This is a genomic window from Tsukamurella sp. USMM236, from assembly GCF_037148755.1.
Lineage (GTDB): Bacteria > Actinomycetota > Actinomycetes > Mycobacteriales > Mycobacteriaceae > Tsukamurella.
Window position 1 is genome coordinate 267,011 of the sequence record NZ_JBBCSS010000005.1, and the last position, 15,785, is coordinate 282,795.

General features: G+C 65.3%; 15 protein-coding genes. 8 read left to right on the top strand and 7 right to left on the bottom strand.

Annotated features, from left to right (window positions below):
• Positions 1-132 precede the first annotated feature (132 nt).
• Together WFK95_RS18105 and WFK95_RS18110 are read right to left on the bottom strand one after the other, a co-directional pair.
• On the bottom strand, positions 133-1,587 hold the full coding sequence (locus WFK95_RS18105; RefSeq protein WP_336671472.1) for an FtsK/SpoIIIE domain-containing protein: 1,455 nt from the start codon (positions 1,585-1,587) through the stop codon (positions 133-135).
• 364 nt (positions 1,588-1,951) lie between these two features.
• Positions 1,952-2,380 carry a hypothetical protein gene (locus tag WFK95_RS18110; RefSeq protein ID WP_336671473.1) on the bottom strand — a complete coding sequence of 143 codons (429 nt, stop codon included), beginning with the start codon at positions 2,378-2,380 and terminating at the stop codon, positions 1,952-1,954.
• Positions 2,381-2,952: 572 nt separating this feature from the next.
• Here WFK95_RS18110 and WFK95_RS18115 point away from each other — a divergent pair.
• Positions 2,953-3,567 carry a hypothetical protein gene (locus WFK95_RS18115; RefSeq protein ID WP_336671474.1) on the top strand — a complete coding sequence of 205 codons (615 nt, stop codon included), beginning with the start codon at positions 2,953-2,955 and terminating at the stop codon, positions 3,565-3,567.
• Here WFK95_RS18115 and WFK95_RS18120 read toward each other — a convergent pair.
• From WFK95_RS18120 to WFK95_RS18130, 3 genes are all read right to left on the bottom strand, one after another.
• On the bottom strand, positions 3,564-4,703 hold the full coding sequence (locus tag WFK95_RS18120) for a hypothetical protein (protein WP_336671475.1): 1,140 nt from the start codon (positions 4,701-4,703) through the stop codon (positions 3,564-3,566). The genes WFK95_RS18115 and WFK95_RS18120 overlap by 4 nt on opposite strands.
• 752 nt (positions 4,704-5,455) lie before the next feature.
• Positions 5,456-5,947: a hypothetical protein gene (locus tag WFK95_RS18125; protein WP_336671476.1), complete on the bottom strand. Its 492-nt coding sequence runs from the start codon at positions 5,945-5,947 to the stop codon at positions 5,456-5,458.
• Between the two features lie 52 nt (positions 5,948-5,999).
• Positions 6,000-6,251: a helix-turn-helix domain-containing protein gene (locus tag WFK95_RS18130; RefSeq protein ID WP_336671477.1), complete on the bottom strand. Its 252-nt coding sequence runs from the start codon at positions 6,249-6,251 to the stop codon at positions 6,000-6,002.
• A gap of 156 nt (positions 6,252-6,407) precedes the next feature.
• Here WFK95_RS18130 and WFK95_RS18135 point away from each other — a divergent pair, with 156 nt between their 5' ends.
• Positions 6,408-6,701 (top strand): hypothetical protein, encoded by a 294-nt coding sequence (locus WFK95_RS18135; protein WP_336671478.1) that lies wholly within the window; start codon positions 6,408-6,410, stop codon positions 6,699-6,701.
• Between the two features lie 5 nt (positions 6,702-6,706).
• Here WFK95_RS18135 and WFK95_RS18140 read toward each other — a convergent pair whose 3' ends face one another.
• Positions 6,707-7,240: a hypothetical protein gene (locus WFK95_RS18140; RefSeq protein WP_336671479.1), complete on the bottom strand. Its 534-nt coding sequence runs from the start codon at positions 7,238-7,240 to the stop codon at positions 6,707-6,709.
• Positions 7,241-7,605: 365 nt separating this feature from the next.
• A complete protein-coding gene (locus WFK95_RS18145) occupies positions 7,606-8,826 on the bottom strand; it encodes a hypothetical protein (RefSeq protein WP_336671480.1) in 1,221 nt (406 codons plus the stop codon).
• A gap of 658 nt (positions 8,827-9,484) precedes the next feature.
• Between WFK95_RS18145 and WFK95_RS18150 the strand changes: the two genes are divergently transcribed.
• The 6 genes from WFK95_RS18150 to WFK95_RS18175 all read left to right on the top strand — a co-directional run bounded on the left by WFK95_RS18150 (position 9,485) and on the right by WFK95_RS18175 (position 15,785).
• Positions 9,485-9,739, top strand: coding sequence for a hypothetical protein (locus WFK95_RS18150; protein WP_336671481.1), 255 nt, complete (start codon positions 9,485-9,487; stop codon positions 9,737-9,739).
• Positions 9,736-10,920, top strand: coding sequence for a hypothetical protein (locus tag WFK95_RS18155; protein WP_336671482.1), 1,185 nt, complete (start codon positions 9,736-9,738; stop codon positions 10,918-10,920). Before WFK95_RS18150 ends, WFK95_RS18155 begins: the two co-directional genes overlap by 4 nt.
• A gap of 370 nt (positions 10,921-11,290) precedes the next feature.
• Positions 11,291-11,827 carry a bifunctional DNA primase/polymerase gene (locus WFK95_RS18160; RefSeq protein WP_336671565.1) on the top strand — a complete coding sequence of 179 codons (537 nt, stop codon included), beginning with the start codon at positions 11,291-11,293 and terminating at the stop codon, positions 11,825-11,827.
• Between the two features lie 16 nt (positions 11,828-11,843).
• On the top strand, positions 11,844-13,547 hold the full coding sequence (locus tag WFK95_RS18165; RefSeq protein WP_336671483.1) for an AAA family ATPase: 1,704 nt from the start codon (positions 11,844-11,846) through the stop codon (positions 13,545-13,547).
• A 348-nt stretch (positions 13,548-13,895) separates the two neighbouring features.
• Positions 13,896-14,825: a hypothetical protein gene (locus tag WFK95_RS18170; RefSeq protein WP_336671484.1), complete on the top strand. Its 930-nt coding sequence runs from the start codon at positions 13,896-13,898 to the stop codon at positions 14,823-14,825.
• A gap of 336 nt (positions 14,826-15,161) precedes the next feature.
• On the top strand, positions 15,162-15,785 hold the full coding sequence (locus tag WFK95_RS18175; RefSeq protein WP_336671485.1) for a recombinase family protein: 624 nt from the start codon (positions 15,162-15,164) through the stop codon (positions 15,783-15,785).

Below are 15,785 nucleotides of genomic sequence, written 5' to 3' on the forward strand. Positions count from 1 at the left end.
AGCAGGTGCTGCACGCGAACCACCCGAAACGCAGACCAAATACCGGCCGCGACACGTCGCCAGGAACGAAATGCCGCCGGCACTCGCAGCACGCCAACCCGTCGTCCACAAGGTCTTGAATATTCCTGTAAGTCATGCCCCTACTCCCCCCTGTTCCGATTTGTACCGATCGAGAACTCCACCTCGCGCAAACGCTAAGTCGCGCCCGACACCCACAGCCACCAAGTACTTTTCATACTCTCTAGGCCCGATATACACCGCCCTGAATTTGCGCGTCGGGAAGCCCGGGATGTCCACGATTCCAACTCCGTTTGTGTATTTCTTCACTGCATCCACCCAGGATTGATCGAGATCCGGATGTAGCATCCGCACGGACTCACCGTCTTCTACCCGCAGTGTTATGCGAACAGCGAAGTTCGATCGCGCGTCTGTATCAACGACTTTCGCACTAGCACGCTGGGTCAACAAGATCACACGGATAGCCGCTTTCGCGCCTTCAGCGACGAGCCGGGCAAGAGCCAGTTCGATCCGCTGCCGCACCTTTCGGTCCTGCATCTCGGCTGCCTTGACAATCCCTGCAAACTCCTCGAAGACAATCACTCTCAATGGCACCTCGGGCGACACCGAACCAATCTTGTCAACTCCAAGGTTCGCCAGCTCACCATTCCGAGAATCCATCTCCGCCACTTCCCTTTCGAGAAGATCAGCGGCCCTTGTCATGTCCGCCGTTCCCGATGCCCACCAATCTGCGCCCCACGGTTTCGCAAGGATTCCGGTCGGGTCAACGCCGACGACTACCACGTCCCGCATCGGCGCGAGCTGCGCCAACATGCCGTACGTCAACACCGACTTACCGCTGCGGGTAGCGCCGGCCACGGCCACGTGTCCCGGAGTGCCGAGAGGGTCCCACTCCACCCAGCCCATCGACTTGTCGCGTCCCATGACGATCCGTGATCCGTTGATGGTGAATCGGTTTCGCATCTCGTCACCGAGGTCGAACGCCTCAACCAACCCATCCTTCCGGGTCAGCGTCATCACGTACCGGCGGCGCGTAGTCCGGACGAGGCCACGCCGCTCCTCGATCACTGCCGCCGAGTACCCGAACCCTGCGGCAATCGCCTCCTCTGCGGCAAACACGTCGCTCGGCGCGACCGCCAAGCCTGAAAAGCGCACCTTCACGCCGTCTGTCGTCGGCCATACCGCATGCACGTCCGGTATCCCAGTCGCGTTAGCGACCAAATCCGCGTCGCCGAGTACCGACCGCCACCGCAGCCAGATCACCAGCACCGGGTCCAACATCGCACTCAGCAGCAGCGCCGCGACCAACGCCACCAGTCCCGCCGCCAGGACCGTCCGATATCCGAGCGCCCATGCGTACGCAGTCACCAGCAACGCACAGCCGCCGAAGAGAATCGCGACCGGGTACGTCCGCACCGTACGTTCGAAAGCGGTCTCTTCCCGGGCATGATCGATAGTCGTCGGACGGCCCCTGCCCGCGCCGGCCCGCATCACGAAACCCCCGGGCAGTGAATCTCGCGAAGCGAGACCTTCTTTGATGCGTACTTCGGGATAGCGCAGACCCGCCATCGCCCGTCCGCATTCACCAGCTTGCCTTCGCGGTCAGCCGCGACCTGTGGCATCGCGGCATCAATCGCCCGATCGAGGTCTCCAACACCAACCGCCAGGCACGTTCTCGTCTCCACCAACTCAGGACCGACGACGGCCCACGTCTGCGGATTCGTCCGAGATTCGTCGCTGAGCCCGCAGGTGGCAACTTGAAGTTCATTCCCGAACACTTTGATCGGTGGCTCAGGGTCGGCTTGTGGGGTGCCCGGACCGCTACATCTGCCCGCTGTAGCGAGCAAGAGAACGAGGCCGAGCACCCCGCCGAGGATCCCCATCCATACCCGACGAGGCATCGCACTCGCGAGCCTCACCAGCCTATCGGTGTTCACCGCTTCGCCTTCGCCGCAGCATCACCCATCGCAACCAGGAGCTCATCGATCGCGCCGACCGGCACCAGCCGTTGAATGAAGACCGTCACTGTCAGCACGCCGCGCGGCCCACCTCCGTTGAACCCCGGACGTCCGTCGGCGCGCACACGGATCTCCACATGCCCTTCAGCACGGAAAACCGTTCCAGCCGCGACATTTTCGAGCGGTGTCGTCGTCTCAACGACCGCACCGTCGAGCCCCTGGCCCGCGACCGAGATGGCTATGCCAGTCAGCCGATGCACCGCAGACCCGTCAAGCCAGGTCGCAGCTACGTCTTGGCGCTTCCCGTCGACATACGCCGCCTTCTCTCTCGCAGTACCGCCCGTGCCCACGCCAAACACCTGGTCAGCGGGTGTCGGCATCACCATGCTCGTGAGTTCAGCCATTGCGTTCTCTCCTTCAAATTCGCCGCGAAGCACCACGCCCCACTGAGATCCACACTACCAGTGTCGGTAGCGTTCGCAACCCAATTGGGTAGCTGCCACTACCACTCGCGGGCGGTAGCGTGCGCTACCCTTGCCTAGTGACGAACTTTGAGGCACTCGGCCGGGCGCTGGATGAGGCGCGCACTGCCGCCGAGGCAGCGACCACCGAACCAGGCGAGTTGTTTGCCGACCTCGGCTTGGAGCCCGCGCCAGCCGGAGAGATTTGGGGGCCGGCGCTTCGGGCGGCAGCCACGCTCGTCCGGGCCGCGGAGCGTGAACGAGAACTACTGGTACGCAGAGCAGTTGATCACGGGATGGCTATCAAGCCTGCCGCGAAGGCCGCAGGGGTTGCGCACACAACCGCGCTCCGGTGGCGAGATCAGGCAAGTAAGTAGTCGACTCAACCGCTCCTCACACAAGGCCGGCCTAGCCCTGACTCCAGCAGCCCTCAGCGACCGCGGTCGAGAGATCCGGGTTCTGGTCGCAGAGGTGTTGTATGTTCCTTTTGACTGTCTATCGAGGGGGACAACGACATGCAGCCAGACGAGCGCAACCAGCAAGGGCCTGCCGGTCCACCGCCGAACTTCCCACCGCCTGGTAGCGGATTCGCCAAGCATGGCCCGTTCAGTGGCCCAGACCGGACGAGGAACTTCATCTTCGCCGGTTTGGCTGCGCTCGTGCTCATCGTGATCGTTCTCGTCACAGCGATCTCTTGCGCCGGTAGTTCCGATTCCACCCCGCAGGCTTCCGAGAAGGCGCAGAAGCGAGCGAATTGGTCGGCGCAGGAGCTGATGGCCGTCATGAAGCCGATCGGGGGCTGCTGGCAGAAGACCCCTAACGCGACGCAGGATGTCAGCGCGTTCAATGTTTTTCTGTTCTGTGGTGACGTTCGGATGGGGATCTATCCGAATCCGGGGCGCCCGCCCATCGCCGACGTCATTCCAAACGGCAAAGACGCGGAACCGGGAGCGGCCGAGAGACGGTGCTACCTGACCGACGGCTACCGCCTTGTGGTCGCACCCTCTGGAACTGAGAAAACCATCAGTGACCAAAAAGCCTTGTTGGAGAACGTGAAACCGCAGCTGACGCAGGTAGGAATCGATGACGTGTCGCTAAAGTGCGACTCGGGACTGCCCGAGGGGTCCTAGTCCTCGATTCGGCTCGGCACTGGGTCGAACTCGATATCGTGGTCGGCACACCAATCCCGAAGGTCTCTCGGACCGCGTTCAGCGGCTTCGAGAGCTGCTGTCAGCCACGACGGACGGTATGCCATCCGTCCGTACCATGAGGACCGGGATATCTCCCCCAGTACGACACCGCCGAGGTCGTCGCGAGCGATTTCCTCATCGCCACGCTCTCGCCCTCTGGCCTGAAGGATCTCGTCCCAGAGATCCGCACGGTGTCCAGATCGCGAACGTGCCCAGACCAGCTGACGCCTGCCCTTCGACTCCTGCTCCCACTCCCACCATCGACGCCATAGGAGTGGTGGCGCAACCTCCTTCACTTCCGCAGTGGTGAGGTCGACAAGCAGAAAGTCAGTACTGTCGCGGAGGATCTTCCAACGACGTGGTGTTCTGATGCCCCAGGATCGAGCTGCGACCGATTCCGAGATCTCGTACAACACTTCGAATGGGGTCTGGTTCCGGCCACGTGCCCTCTTGGTGGTTCCACCGGCGTTCTCGTAGCCGGCGGCGGTCGCCGCGTCGTATGTCGCCTTAGCGAGATACCTGCCGATGAATTCGCCACCGTGGTCGGCGACTTCTCTCACGTCTACGCCGGCTGCCCCGCAGTCAAATCCTGCCTTCCCGAGGCCGGCACGCCAACGGCGGTAGATCAACGACGCGAAGGCTATCCGAGCCACCCACGCCGCCGGTACGTCGCGAGCTTCTTTCCACCCCAGCATCCGACGAATTATGTCGCCCCACGAACGCACGAGCGCACCTTCAAGTCCGACATCACCTACGAAGATCAGAGCGTGCACATGGACGTGCCATCCAGCCCCGTCGACCCCGACCGTTACTTCCACCGTCCTGGTATGTCCAGCAACGTCGAATAGTTCGCGTTGCCCGAGCCTTCGCGGGCGGTCGGTGGTTCCGGCCTTACCAGTCCACGCGACCCCACCGAAAGCGGCCCGCCATCCTGAGCTGAGCCCGTCCCACAGCTGACCGAGCGCGTCCTCTCTGCGGTGTCGCATCGTGAGCGTGACCATGAAAACCGAGCCGCCGGCCGCATGGCACGCGCGGATCGCGTTTCCGAGCTCCACGGCCCGTTCGGCCGCGACCACTGCCGAGCATCGTGGGCAGGCCCATACGCTTCCGCAGGTAGCTAAGCCACCGAACCCAGCGCGGTTGCCTGTCCGCTTGATCTGAACGCCTCTGCCCGCCCTGCGCCCTGTCCGGACGCGATCGTCGGCAGAGGGACTATCGCCGTGAATGAAGCGCCCGCATCGACGTACCGCACCCAGGCTAGAGCCTTCCCAGAGAAGCGCCCGTGCTCCGAAACGAACCCGTCGACGGGTGACCCAGTCCTCCGCCCAGAAGTCGCTGACCTCGGGTGGCTGCACTAACTCTGAGGTATTACCAAGTGGGCCGCTTCGCGGCCCAGCGGCGGCCACTTGCGGCTCGCGGGGGCTCGCCGCCGGACCGCCGCTCGTGGCTGAGGGTTGGGTATAGTCGAGACGAAGTTGGTCCACTGGTCTGGTCCTTCTCCGACCCTCGTTGCCGGTCAGGGCGACGAGGGTCTTTTCGTTGAAGGACGACCCACAGAAGCGTTCTGCCCTGGGGGGTATGCGGGTGGCGCGCGGTGAAATCAGCTTCTCTGTGCTTCGCAGTACGACGCGATGCAGCGCAGGTCAAGCGCAGTTTCGCGTCATCTGGACTGGCACGAGAACGATCTCATAATCCGTAGGTCGCGGGTTCGAGCCCCGCCTGCCCCACCTGAGAAACCCGAGGTAGACGGGTTGAGGATCGAGACCGACGGCCTGAAATCACACGATTTCGGGCCGTCGTCTCATCCCCGTCTCATCCCCCGGGCGTCTTACCGCCGCCCGACCGCCCAGGCTGACACGTGCGACAACAGGACCCTGAAGCTATCGAGGTTCAGCGTTTGCTGCCCCGACTGAATGATGCTCACGTCGCTGAGATGTATGTACCGCGTCATACCCTCATCAGTCTCCATTGCCCCATACTTCTGCACATCAATTTCTGCTGCAGGGTCATCGAGGTAATACCCAATCATTCGTTCTGCAACGCGCGCAGTCTCCTCGTCAACCTCATCCGCAGCAACACCTGCCCGCACACGCGCCGCACTTGTCTCGAAGTAGTTCTGCCCCGAAGTCACTGTTCCCTGGACCACCATGCCGTTGACCAGCAGAGTCAGGCCCATGCCCCACCCGGTCGCGTTACCCATGTCCGCCATACGCTGGAGGTAGTAGTCGGGCGCACCGAACCAGTCTTTCGTTTGCTTCAGTTTCGGATATTGCAACGGCTTCTGGCCTGATTCATCGACGGCCTTCTCGTTTTCATCCATGCCGTGAACTTAGCGGCAACCTCTGACAGGTTTGCCCGATTCCTCCGCGCATCTACTCGCTGTCGATGGAAAGACCATCGAGCAGCGCGCCCGGTGTCGTCTCCAGCCCCTTGGCGAGCTTGATGATGTTCTCGACCCGCGCGGACCTCTGCCCGCGCTCGACCTGCCCGAGGTAGGTCCAATGGACTTCACACCGGACCGCTGCCGCCTCCTGAGACAGGCCCAGCTTCTCCCGCTGCGCCCGCACCCGTCGACCGAACGCCGCAACGGCAGGGTTTGGGGTGGGCTTCGGCGCGGGACTCATGGCGTACCTACTACATACGTCCCAACCCTTTACGTCCCAGAGTCAAAACGTCACAACTCTAATCGTCTAGACTCCGAATCGCGCCGGAATGTCCGGCTGAGCAGGCATGATGCAAGCCTGTCTAGAAGGAGGCAACGTGCGGTTTGGGGAGCTCGGATGAAGATCACGGTGGAGACGGGCGGGGAGCCGATCCCACAGCTGGAGGCGTTCAAGGCGTTCGTCCAGCGGAACAAGAAGCGCATCATCATCGCGGGAGCTGCCATTGTCGCGCTGGTGGTCGTCGTGTTCGTCGGTGCTCAGATCGCAGGCATGACCAAAGACGCATCCGACTTCAACAGGATCGAGCAGTGCGCGAAGGAACAGGGTGTCAAGGTGGGCGACGACAGCGGCCTCGCCTTCGACATCCGGGCCAACTGTCGCGTGAAGGTTGAGAACGGCGTCTACCCGTAGCCGCACTACCTGACCTTTCGGCCAGGGTTGGGCTTCACCTTCACCGTCATGGTGCGGGTCCGCTTGTTGAGGGACGGCGTCACGTCGAACCGACGGTCTGGCTTGCCGTGGTAGCCGACGATGCCCTTGACGAGCACCCCGCGCCCTGACGGGGTGCGGAACTCCGCGCCCGCCTTGACGCCCTTGAACGCCCCACCCTGGCCGACCTCCAAGTTCCGCTCAAAGCTGCCGCGCACGTAGGACTTCGCGACCGCACCCGCAGCGCGCCGACTCGTGGACGACGCAGCGAGCCGCGCCCCGCCCGCGACAGCAGCCGCGTACGCAGCCGACCGGTACACCCGAGCGCGGGAGGTCTTGCCGTTGAGCGTCGGGGTCGTTACCTTCGTCGTGCCGGTCGGTGTTGCCCTCGCGCCGGTGCCCCGTGTTGCCGTCGCTCTACCGGTACCGCGCCGTTTGGCAGCCGATGCAGCGGTGGCCTTCTTCTGGGCTGCGATCTGCTTGGCGGTCCGTGGCCGCGTCGTGCGCCTGCGCTTAGCCATGATTCTTCTCCCAGTGGTTGCCGGAGGTCGGTTGGCCGGCGAGCAGTCGGGCGCGGCTTTCGGTGGCGTCGTGGAGGCTGGTTCCGGCGATTGCGCCGCTGTACCCGCCCGCCGCCGGTGACGGCGCGGCGAGACCGCGACAGAGGGCGGCCCGTGCGCCTAGCTCCACGCCGCTCCCGCCGCTGAAGTCGCCGGAGCCGGGGTCGAAGGCGTTCCGAAACCGCTCACCCGGCGTAGGGCCGCTGCCCGATGTATTCGTGGTCATGTCCTTGCCTTCTCTCCCGAGGACAGGAACGGCGCGGAGGCTGTGAGCCCCCCGCCGATGCCCGTGGTGAAGCACCCGAGGGTGCGAGGTTCTTCTTGCGCTACACAGCGAACGTCGGGGCGGTGTAGCTGGCGGACGGAGTGACCTCGATCGCTGCGGCCGCGCCCCGTCGAGCCACGCCCACGCCGAACGACCGCGACAGGAAGCTGTCGATGAGCGGGTAGTTCTGCTGGTTGCCGGGAATCTGACGCAGGCCCTGGTACTCGGGCTTGGGGTGCTGCCGCACCGCGACCGGGTTGAGCGCGCTGTTCGGGCCACCGGTCGCCACCACCAGGACGTACCCGGCGGGGATGAGGTGGTTGGTGACCACGAACGCCGGGCCGTAGCTGCCGAGCACATCAAGCCCCTGGAACTCAGCCGGAGCAATCCGGCCGATGACCTGCTGGTCGGTGAGGTACGCGGGTGCGCCCGCCGACAGTACGAAGTCGTACCGCGCCTTGGGTGCCTCCGGCTCACCCGACTCCGCAGCGCGCGTCGGCTCACCTCGGCGCCACTCGGTCATGTGCTCGACGGTGTCTTCGTTCGCGATGATGAGCAGCGTCGAGCCGCTGGCCTTCGTCCCGAATCCCTTCTCAGTGAGAAGCTTCATGCCGTTCTCGACGTCAGCGCAGTCGAGTACCGCGCTGCCGGTGGTGAAGTAGTGCGTGGTGGTCGCCGGGAACTCGCGCCCCATGTAGGTGGGCGGGGCGATGCCGTCGGTGCCGTTGTACAGGCCGTACACAGTGAGCTGGGTGTCGTCGGCAATCGCAGGCGCGGGGCTGAACAGCCGGTTGAAGATCGAGCCGGTGATGAGGCGATTGTCGGCCTCGATTCCAGCGGCGAAGATCGCCGACACCTGCTCGGAGCTGGCATCGCGGAGGAACTTCCAGGTGAACGCCGAGCGGGTGTCCCAGTCCTTGAACGGCAGGCCCATCCGCAGGTAGTCCTGGTTCGGGCGGTACGCGGACGGCACACCGAATTCCGACGCCAGCTCCATCTTCACCCCGGCGTCCGGTCCCTGCGCGACAGCCAGCGCGGCGTCGGTCGTGGTGTAGCTCAGAAGGCTCGCCAGGGTGGTTCGATGCTCGTTGAGGATCGAGAGCGCCGAGACCTGCTCATTCCAAATGGAATTGAGGTCGACACCATCGGCGGTCTCGGTCACGCGGGCCGTGACGTCGCCCTCCGAGTGGTAGCCGCGACGACGGGACACGTCCGCGCCGCAGATCGGGGCGAGGAACTTGGGATCAACCGACTCGTGGCCGGCCAGTGCGGAAGTACGCATGAGGTTCTCCTGGGAGGTCAGCGCCGACAGAACGCCGAGCGCGAAGATTCAGAACAAGGTGGCTCCGTCAGGGCCACCAGCCCAAGGAGTGAATGCGGCACAACCGCAAGGGTCGCCGTAACTCTGTTACAGCAGCTAACGAAACCCTACGCCAGCGCGCGGACGCCGAACGGAGCAAGCGCGAGGCAGCCGGCACCGGACAAACCATGCGAGCACGTCGGTGCCTGGCGCTACGGTAGCGGCCTACTCACACAGGGAGGTCGACATGGAAGCCATCGGCTGGGGCGGGCTGCTGCTCTTGATGTTCCTGGCAGCGGTATTTGGCCGCGCCTTCTGGGGAGACAAGTAGCGCCGAAAGACTTCCGAGACCGCCCGATCCGGTCGGGTACTATCGGAATCGACCCGCTCGAAAGGGCGGATCACCCCGCTGTTCCGGAGCTGTACGGGTGCTGCAGATGTCATGCAGGTAGGTACAGGCTCAGGGATGAAAGTGACTGTGCGAATGTGTTGGCCCAGATACCTGGGCACGGTCTGTATAGGGCAGCGTCTCGCTAAGTAGCCGCTCGGTCACGCAGTGGACAACTCACAACCATGTGAGGGATGTCCCTGCGTGAGCTCAGTTCCCGTTTGGGCACCCCTCTCCCTCAGAGAGGAAGCCATGTCCACAGTGGAAACCGTGGCGGTCGATCCCGACCTGCCGACCATGACTCGCGCCGAGGCTGTCGAGTATCTCACTCGCGCTGGGGTGCCCTGCGTAACCCAGAACCTGATCAAGACGGCCACCCAGCGCGGCGAACTCGCGTGCTACCGGGTCGGCACGCGCAACATGTACTCCGTCAACGACCTACGGGCCTGCCTGCGCGGTACGCGGATTGCCTACGGCACCGCTGGCGAGCGAGGCGGCGCGGCATGAACGAGTACACCAACAACCAGTACGAGCGCGCCGCGCTGCTCGCGAAGTTCCCCGGCATCGCGCCGCACCTGACCGGGCACCGTCCCGAGCACAACGGCCCCGGCTACCTCGCTGCGGTCGATCAGCAAGTTTCGGCCTTCACCGAGAGCGACAGCACCGGCGAAGTCCCCGACTGCCTGCGCGCCTACATGGACCGCGAGCGCCCCACCTACGGACTCCCCGAGGATGTGCGCTCGCTCATCGGCGCGGGGATTCCGCACGTGGGCAGTGAGATGGTCGATCCTCGCCCCGAGGGATGGCAAGCCGACCCGTGGGCGGACAAGCGCGGCGGTGTCCGTGGCATGGACACAGAACTGGTTCGAGAGTTCGGCACGACACTGGACTTCGAGCTTGGCGACAAGCCCGGAGCCCGCATGCTGGTCCTCGCGAGCGCATCGGTTCCGTACTGGCGGCAGGATATTCGCGGAGCGCACTGGTGGGAGCCGAAGCCGGAGGCGGTGGCGTGGTGCGAGAGCGAGCAGCGCGCCGAGTTCGCCCGGCAAGCCGCCGGAGAGGTCACGCGATGGGTGCCATTCAAGCGTCACGCCGATGGCTCCCGCGCCGAATCCGTGGGCGACTGGCGGATGCGGGTCGCAGCCTTCCTGGATCCACACACCTTCGACCCGCAGTACGTCGATAGCCCAGGCTGGCCTGACGCGGGCGTGTTCGACGGCACCGCGATGCGTCGCGTTGTCTGGCCGATCTTGGCCGGCGAATCCCCTGAACGGCTGGCCGTCTACCTCGCGCACCACTACGTCGGGCGCAACCGTGCGAGCACGATGATGCACCACCGGATGACGGGCACGTGGTCGAGCGCCTTCGATTCGGTGTGCGTCTCGTGCGTCCACAACATGGGAAGCCGCTACCAGGGACTGCTGAATGACTACCGGGCAGCGCACCGAGACGCCGAGTTCACGACTCGCACCGCCTCTGGCCGCGACTACAAGGACCGCATCGACGATGTGTGGTCGGAGGTGGACCGTCTGCGCGCCGCGCTGGATCGAGCGAATCAGCCGAAGCGGATCGTGATGGTCACGCGCGGCGCGACTATCTGGGCGCTCCCGTTCTGCCTCACGTGCTGCAAGGAAGAGCTATGGCCTGGCGCGGTCGTCCTGCCGACCCGCCTGAAGGCACGCAGATAGCGCAATGCCCCCGGCCCGACTGGAGCCGAGGGCAGAGCAATGAACCAACGACCGGCAAAGAGCGATGGCCCGAAAACCCATCCCCAAGAGAGGCTTTCATGTCTATTCTACCTGATCAGCTAGGGTGCGACGCCCCACAAGCAGTGGTCGAGAACCCGCACCACTACTCGCGCCGCTGGCCCGCTTGTGACTCCGACTCCGCCGAGTACCCCGGCTACTTCCAGCAGCTCTGGAACGACATGATGCGCGCTCACTGCGAGGAAATCGACCGCGATATGCGCCGCGCTCGACGTGAGGCCGAGTGGTGGCGGGCACGCAGGGTTGCGGCACGATCTGCATTCACGCGGTGGACCGCGAAGGTCGGTGCGGCGTGACAACGACTGAGAAAACTGTCGATTCGCCTCCTGGCGGGTATGCGGCATGGGCACAGCGGTACCGCGCCGCAGGTTGGCGCGGAGTGCTGCCGCTCCCCGAAGGACAGAAGTGGCCGCCGCCTATGGACTACACCGGGCACGAAGGTGCGGACCCTGATAGCAACCAGCTGACCGCTTGGGCGCAATCGCCGCGCCACCAGGACGGGAACCTGTGTCTGCGGTTGCCGTCGAACGTGATCGCGTTCGACGTGGACAACCACGACGGGAAGCCTGCCGCCGAGACCATCGCCGCGATGGAAGGCGCGGCGGGCTTGGAGCTGCCCGACACCTGGACAAGCACGAGCCGCGCGGATGGTTCGTTCCACGCGTTCTACCGGGTGCCGGAGTTGGTCGGCTGGTATGGCCTGGCCGAGCAACCTCAAGCCATTCGGCGAGGGTGTGGAGGTGCTCCACCGAGGGCACCGCTACTCGGTGGTCTTCCCGTCGACCAACCCAGCCAACGGCGGCAAGCGGTACCGCTGGTGGAGGCCTGACGGGACGCTCGCTGAGGTGGGTGAAGTCCCGCGGCCCGAGGGCCTGACGGAGCTGCCGCGAGCGATCATCGACGCGATTACCGCGCCGCGTACGCGCAACGCGGAGAAGGCTACTGAGGCCGAGGGCGGGGCGCTCCTGGATCGGCTCGCGGCCCGTTCCGACTACCGGGGGCCGATGTCACCGCGCATGGCGGAGGCCGTGCGGACGGCGCTCGCAGAGTTCCCTGGCAACGGCCACGAAACGATAGCCGCGACCGGGAATGTGCAGGGAAAGGTGATCCGCTACGCGGAGCAAGGCGACGCTGGTCTCGGGATCGCGCACGCCACCCTGCGCGCCGGGTTCATCGCATCGGTCGGCCCGAGGTATGCGGATCGAGATCCCAGGGGCGACGGGGAGGCTGCGGCAGCTCGCGACTTCGACAGAGCGTGGGAGGGCGCGGGGCGGACCGTCGCAGGCGACCCCACACCCGACTACGTGCACGCAGCCTTTGAGCCAGGCGGCGCGTGGCATCAGGACGCGCTTGGCGACTCGACCAGCACCGCGAAGACGGCGAGCGGCGCTGCCCCCACGCCGATCTTCAAGCTCATGGGCGCGCAGGAGTGGGCGAAGCCGGTACCACCACCGGAGTTCATGGTCAGGGGCATCCTCGTGCGGGACACGTTCGGGGTGATCGCTGGGCCGAAGAAGTCGTTGAAGACCCACGAGAACCACGCCCTGGCTCTGGCGGTCGCGACGGGGCAGCCGCTCTACAATCACGAGCCGTTCGCGGTACCGAAGCGTGGGCGCGTGCTCTACATCGTCGGCGAGGGCGGCCAGAGCGACGTTCAGCGCAAGCTCCAGCGCATGTGCCGCACGTACGGGGTGGACCCGAACGACGTGGCGGGCGATCCCCACTTCCCGCTCCAGGTCGCATTCGGTGCTGCTCCGATGAGCGACCCGAGGTTTGCGGCCGAGCTGAAGGGGATGCTCGACGCGGCGCAGCCCGACCTGGTGCTGATCGAGAGCTTCTACAACTTCCACCCCGAGGGCGTGGAAGCCGGGAACCTGTACCAGCGCGGGCAGGCTATCGACGCCTTCCACAAGCTGGTCCGGTCGGAGTGTGAGGGCGCGACCTCTCTGATGACCGACCACTACCGGTCCACGGCGGGCAAGGGCAACGACCTCGACATGATCTCGATGGCCGGCCAAGCCGAGGTCGCGGACTCATGGATCACCCGGTTCCACCACTCCGACCCCGACGTGGACGCCGGGGAGTTCCACCTGCGCGTGGGCTATGGGTCGCGGCAGTGGGGCGGGCGCGAGTACGACATCGACTGGAACCTGGGCCGGTTCAACGAGGACACCGGCAGTCACGAAGGCGCTGACGGTGACGACCGGATCACGTGGGCCGTGAACCCCACCGGGACCAGTGGGGCGGGGTCGAGTGGTGGCTCAGGCGCGGGGGTCCGTCGTGAGGTCCAGATTCGCGATGAGCTGTTGGCGAGCATCGACCGCAACCCCTCAATGAGCAAGTCCGATCACATCCGATTGTCAGCCAAGGCACTTGAGTGCAAGAGGCAGCCCGTCGATCTTGCATGGGCCGAGTTGGTCTCCAGGAAGCGCATCGTCAAGGACAGGGAGAACCTGCCGTACGGCGACGGGAGCAAGTCCCGTATGACCGACGTCTGGCGTCACGGGCCTGGCCTGAATCTGGTGATCGAGCGGGGTGATTCGCAGTGAGGGCGGGCGGAATCGGACCGGTCGGCGGTAAACCGTACGAGCGCTACGGGACGAGTACCGGGACGAACACGGAATCGGACTTTTCGTGCTCGTCCCGCGCCGGGACGAACACCGAACTGCAAAGCGACAAGAAACCTGCGTCTACCTGCGGGTTTCATGCTCGTCCCGAGCGGGACGAACACGGGACGAACACCGAATTTGAGCGGGCGGGCGAGGGACGACGGACGGCCCCTAGGCCGTCCTCGTCCCGCGCTATAAGACGAACACGGATCGGGACGAACACGGAAGTCTCGGTTTTACGCGGACGTAGAACCCACCGGAAACACCACCACTAGAAGGAGATTGACCATGACCGAGCAGATGAACACACCCCCGAACGACGACGCCACCAAGCCGAACGAAGGCAGCGACAGCAACCACGAGCCCCGCCCCACCCCCGCGCCTATGGAGGTCGAGAGCTCCGCGCCCGAGTGGCACGAGGAGTTCGGCGAATGGGGCCACTGGGTGGACGACCCCGAGGACGACACCCAGGAAATCTGGGTGCCGCTTGAGGCCAAGGATGACGTGGCCGCGGACGACGCACCACGAGCTGAGGTTGTGCAGGCCAATGATGCTGAGGACCATAGGAAGCCAGAACCCAAGGAAGGCGACAGCGCAGACCTAGCCTGGGCGGATGGACGGGAGCCGAAGCGGCGGTGTACTGCGCGACGCACGAACGGCCAGCCCTGCCGGAAAGCCGCGAGCGCCGGGATGCAGGTCTGCCGCAACCACGGTGGCTCTGCACCCCAGGTCAAGGCGAAGGCGCGCGTGCGCTTGGAAATGGCCGCAGACCGAATGGCTAAGGAACTGTTGGGAATTGCCACCAACGACAAGGTGCCCGCGTACGTGAAGCTGGAGGGCATCAAGACCGCGCTGGACCGTGCGGGCATCGGAGCCAAGCAGGCCGTGGAGGTTGAGGTGGGACCGGCCAAGGCGTGGGAGCAGGTGTTCGCGGGTATCGCAGGTGGCACCCGAGAGGACAGCCGAGCAATGCGGGGCGGTGAGCCCGACGAAGCAGACCCGTTCGCAGCACACCGGGCGATGATGGAGGAAGACGAAGCGCGCAGGCCTCGCGGCTACATCGACGCGGAGGTCGTGGAGCCTGCGGAGCCGAGCGACCCGCCGGCCAAGCTGCCACCCGCACTGGCCTCGGCGGATGCAGCAGACGCCGAGACCGCAGCAGAGTTCGTCAGGACCGCGAACGCCAAGGCGGCCAGGACAACCCCGCGCCACAAGTAGCCCGCGCGCGCACGCCCCGAGGACTGCGCCCCCGGCCGCTCCCGGCCCCGGAGGACGCCCGCGCGACCGCCTAGCGACGACGTACGCCGCTGAACGGGGGCGAGCGGTAGACCGGGGAGCCCCGGCCTCGCTCGCACCGCCTACGGCCCGACCGCTCGAGCCGGAGTGGGCACACCCAGCTCTGTCGACTTCATGATCATGAAGCGATGCTGTCGCCATCGCGTAAATCGGGCGGTAAGGTCGGGGCGTAAGGCGGAAACGAACGGATACGCCCCGAATAACGTTGGGAGACATGCCATGTCGATAAGTCAGAGCACCACGGGCAGTAGGCGATTGATGCTCGGATATGTCCGAGTCAGCACCGAGGAACAGGCCGAGAGCCGCGCAGGACTCGACGCCCAAGAGGCTGCGATCCGGGCCGAGGCAGAGCGGCGCGGGTGGGAGCTGCGATTGTTCAGCGACGAAGGCAGGAGCGGCAAGCACATCAACCCCGCGCTGTCGGAGGCGCTGGAGCTGCTGGCCGATGGCCGAGCTGACGGGCTGGTCGTGGCGAAGATGGACCGGCTCGCGCGATCCGTCATCCACGCCGCTGAGATCAGCGCGCAGTCCCGCCGGTTCGGGTGGGCGCTGGTCGCCCTCGACATGAACCTCGACACCACGACCCCGGCGGGCAAGGCGATGATGCAGATGCTCGCTGTGTTCGCGGAGTTCGAGCGCGACCTCATCAGCGAACGCACCCGCGCAGCCCTCGCAGCCAAGAAGGCCCAGGGCGTGCGGATCGGCGCTCCCGAGCGGATGAGCCGAGACGCCAAGACCAAGATCATCGAGCTACGCGCGGACGGCCTGAGCTTCGCCAAGATCGCCGCTTCCCTGGAGGCCGACGGCGTGCTCAGCCCCAGCGGGTCGATGCAGTGGCAGCCGTCTACTGTCCGCCGCGCGTTCGCCCGGATGGAGGCCTGA

What these genes read in the sequence shown, in the direction of transcription:
- WFK95_RS18105 (WP_336671472.1), bottom strand. Translation starts at nt 1,587, where the DNA reads ATGGCGGGTCTGCGCTATCCCGAAGTACGCATCAAAGAAGGTCTCGCT.
- WFK95_RS18110 (WP_336671473.1), bottom strand. Translation starts at nt 2,380, where the DNA reads ATGGCTGAACTCACGAGCATGGTGATGCCGACACCCGCTGACCAGGTG.
- WFK95_RS18115 (WP_336671474.1), top strand. Translation starts at nt 2,953, where the DNA reads ATGCAGCCAGACGAGCGCAACCAGCAAGGGCCTGCCGGTCCACCGCCG.
- WFK95_RS18125 (WP_336671476.1), bottom strand. Translation starts at nt 5,947, where the DNA reads ATGGATGAAAACGAGAAGGCCGTCGATGAATCAGGCCAGAAGCCGTTG.
- WFK95_RS18130 (WP_336671477.1), bottom strand. Translation starts at nt 6,251, where the DNA reads ATGAGTCCCGCGCCGAAGCCCACCCCAAACCCTGCCGTTGCGGCGTTC.
- WFK95_RS18135 (WP_336671478.1), top strand. Translation starts at nt 6,408, where the DNA reads ATGAAGATCACGGTGGAGACGGGCGGGGAGCCGATCCCACAGCTGGAG.
- WFK95_RS18140 (WP_336671479.1), bottom strand. Translation starts at nt 7,240, where the DNA reads ATGGCTAAGCGCAGGCGCACGACGCGGCCACGGACCGCCAAGCAGATC.
- WFK95_RS18145 (WP_336671480.1), bottom strand. Translation starts at nt 8,826, where the DNA reads ATGCGTACTTCCGCACTGGCCGGCCACGAGTCGGTTGATCCCAAGTTC.
- WFK95_RS18150 (WP_336671481.1), top strand. Translation starts at nt 9,485, where the DNA reads ATGTCCACAGTGGAAACCGTGGCGGTCGATCCCGACCTGCCGACCATG.
- WFK95_RS18155 (WP_336671482.1), top strand. Translation starts at nt 9,736, where the DNA reads ATGAACGAGTACACCAACAACCAGTACGAGCGCGCCGCGCTGCTCGCG.
- WFK95_RS18170 (WP_336671484.1), top strand. Translation starts at nt 13,896, where the DNA reads ATGACCGAGCAGATGAACACACCCCCGAACGACGACGCCACCAAGCCG.
- WFK95_RS18175 (WP_336671485.1), top strand. Translation starts at nt 15,162, where the DNA reads ATGCTCGGATATGTCCGAGTCAGCACCGAGGAACAGGCCGAGAGCCGC.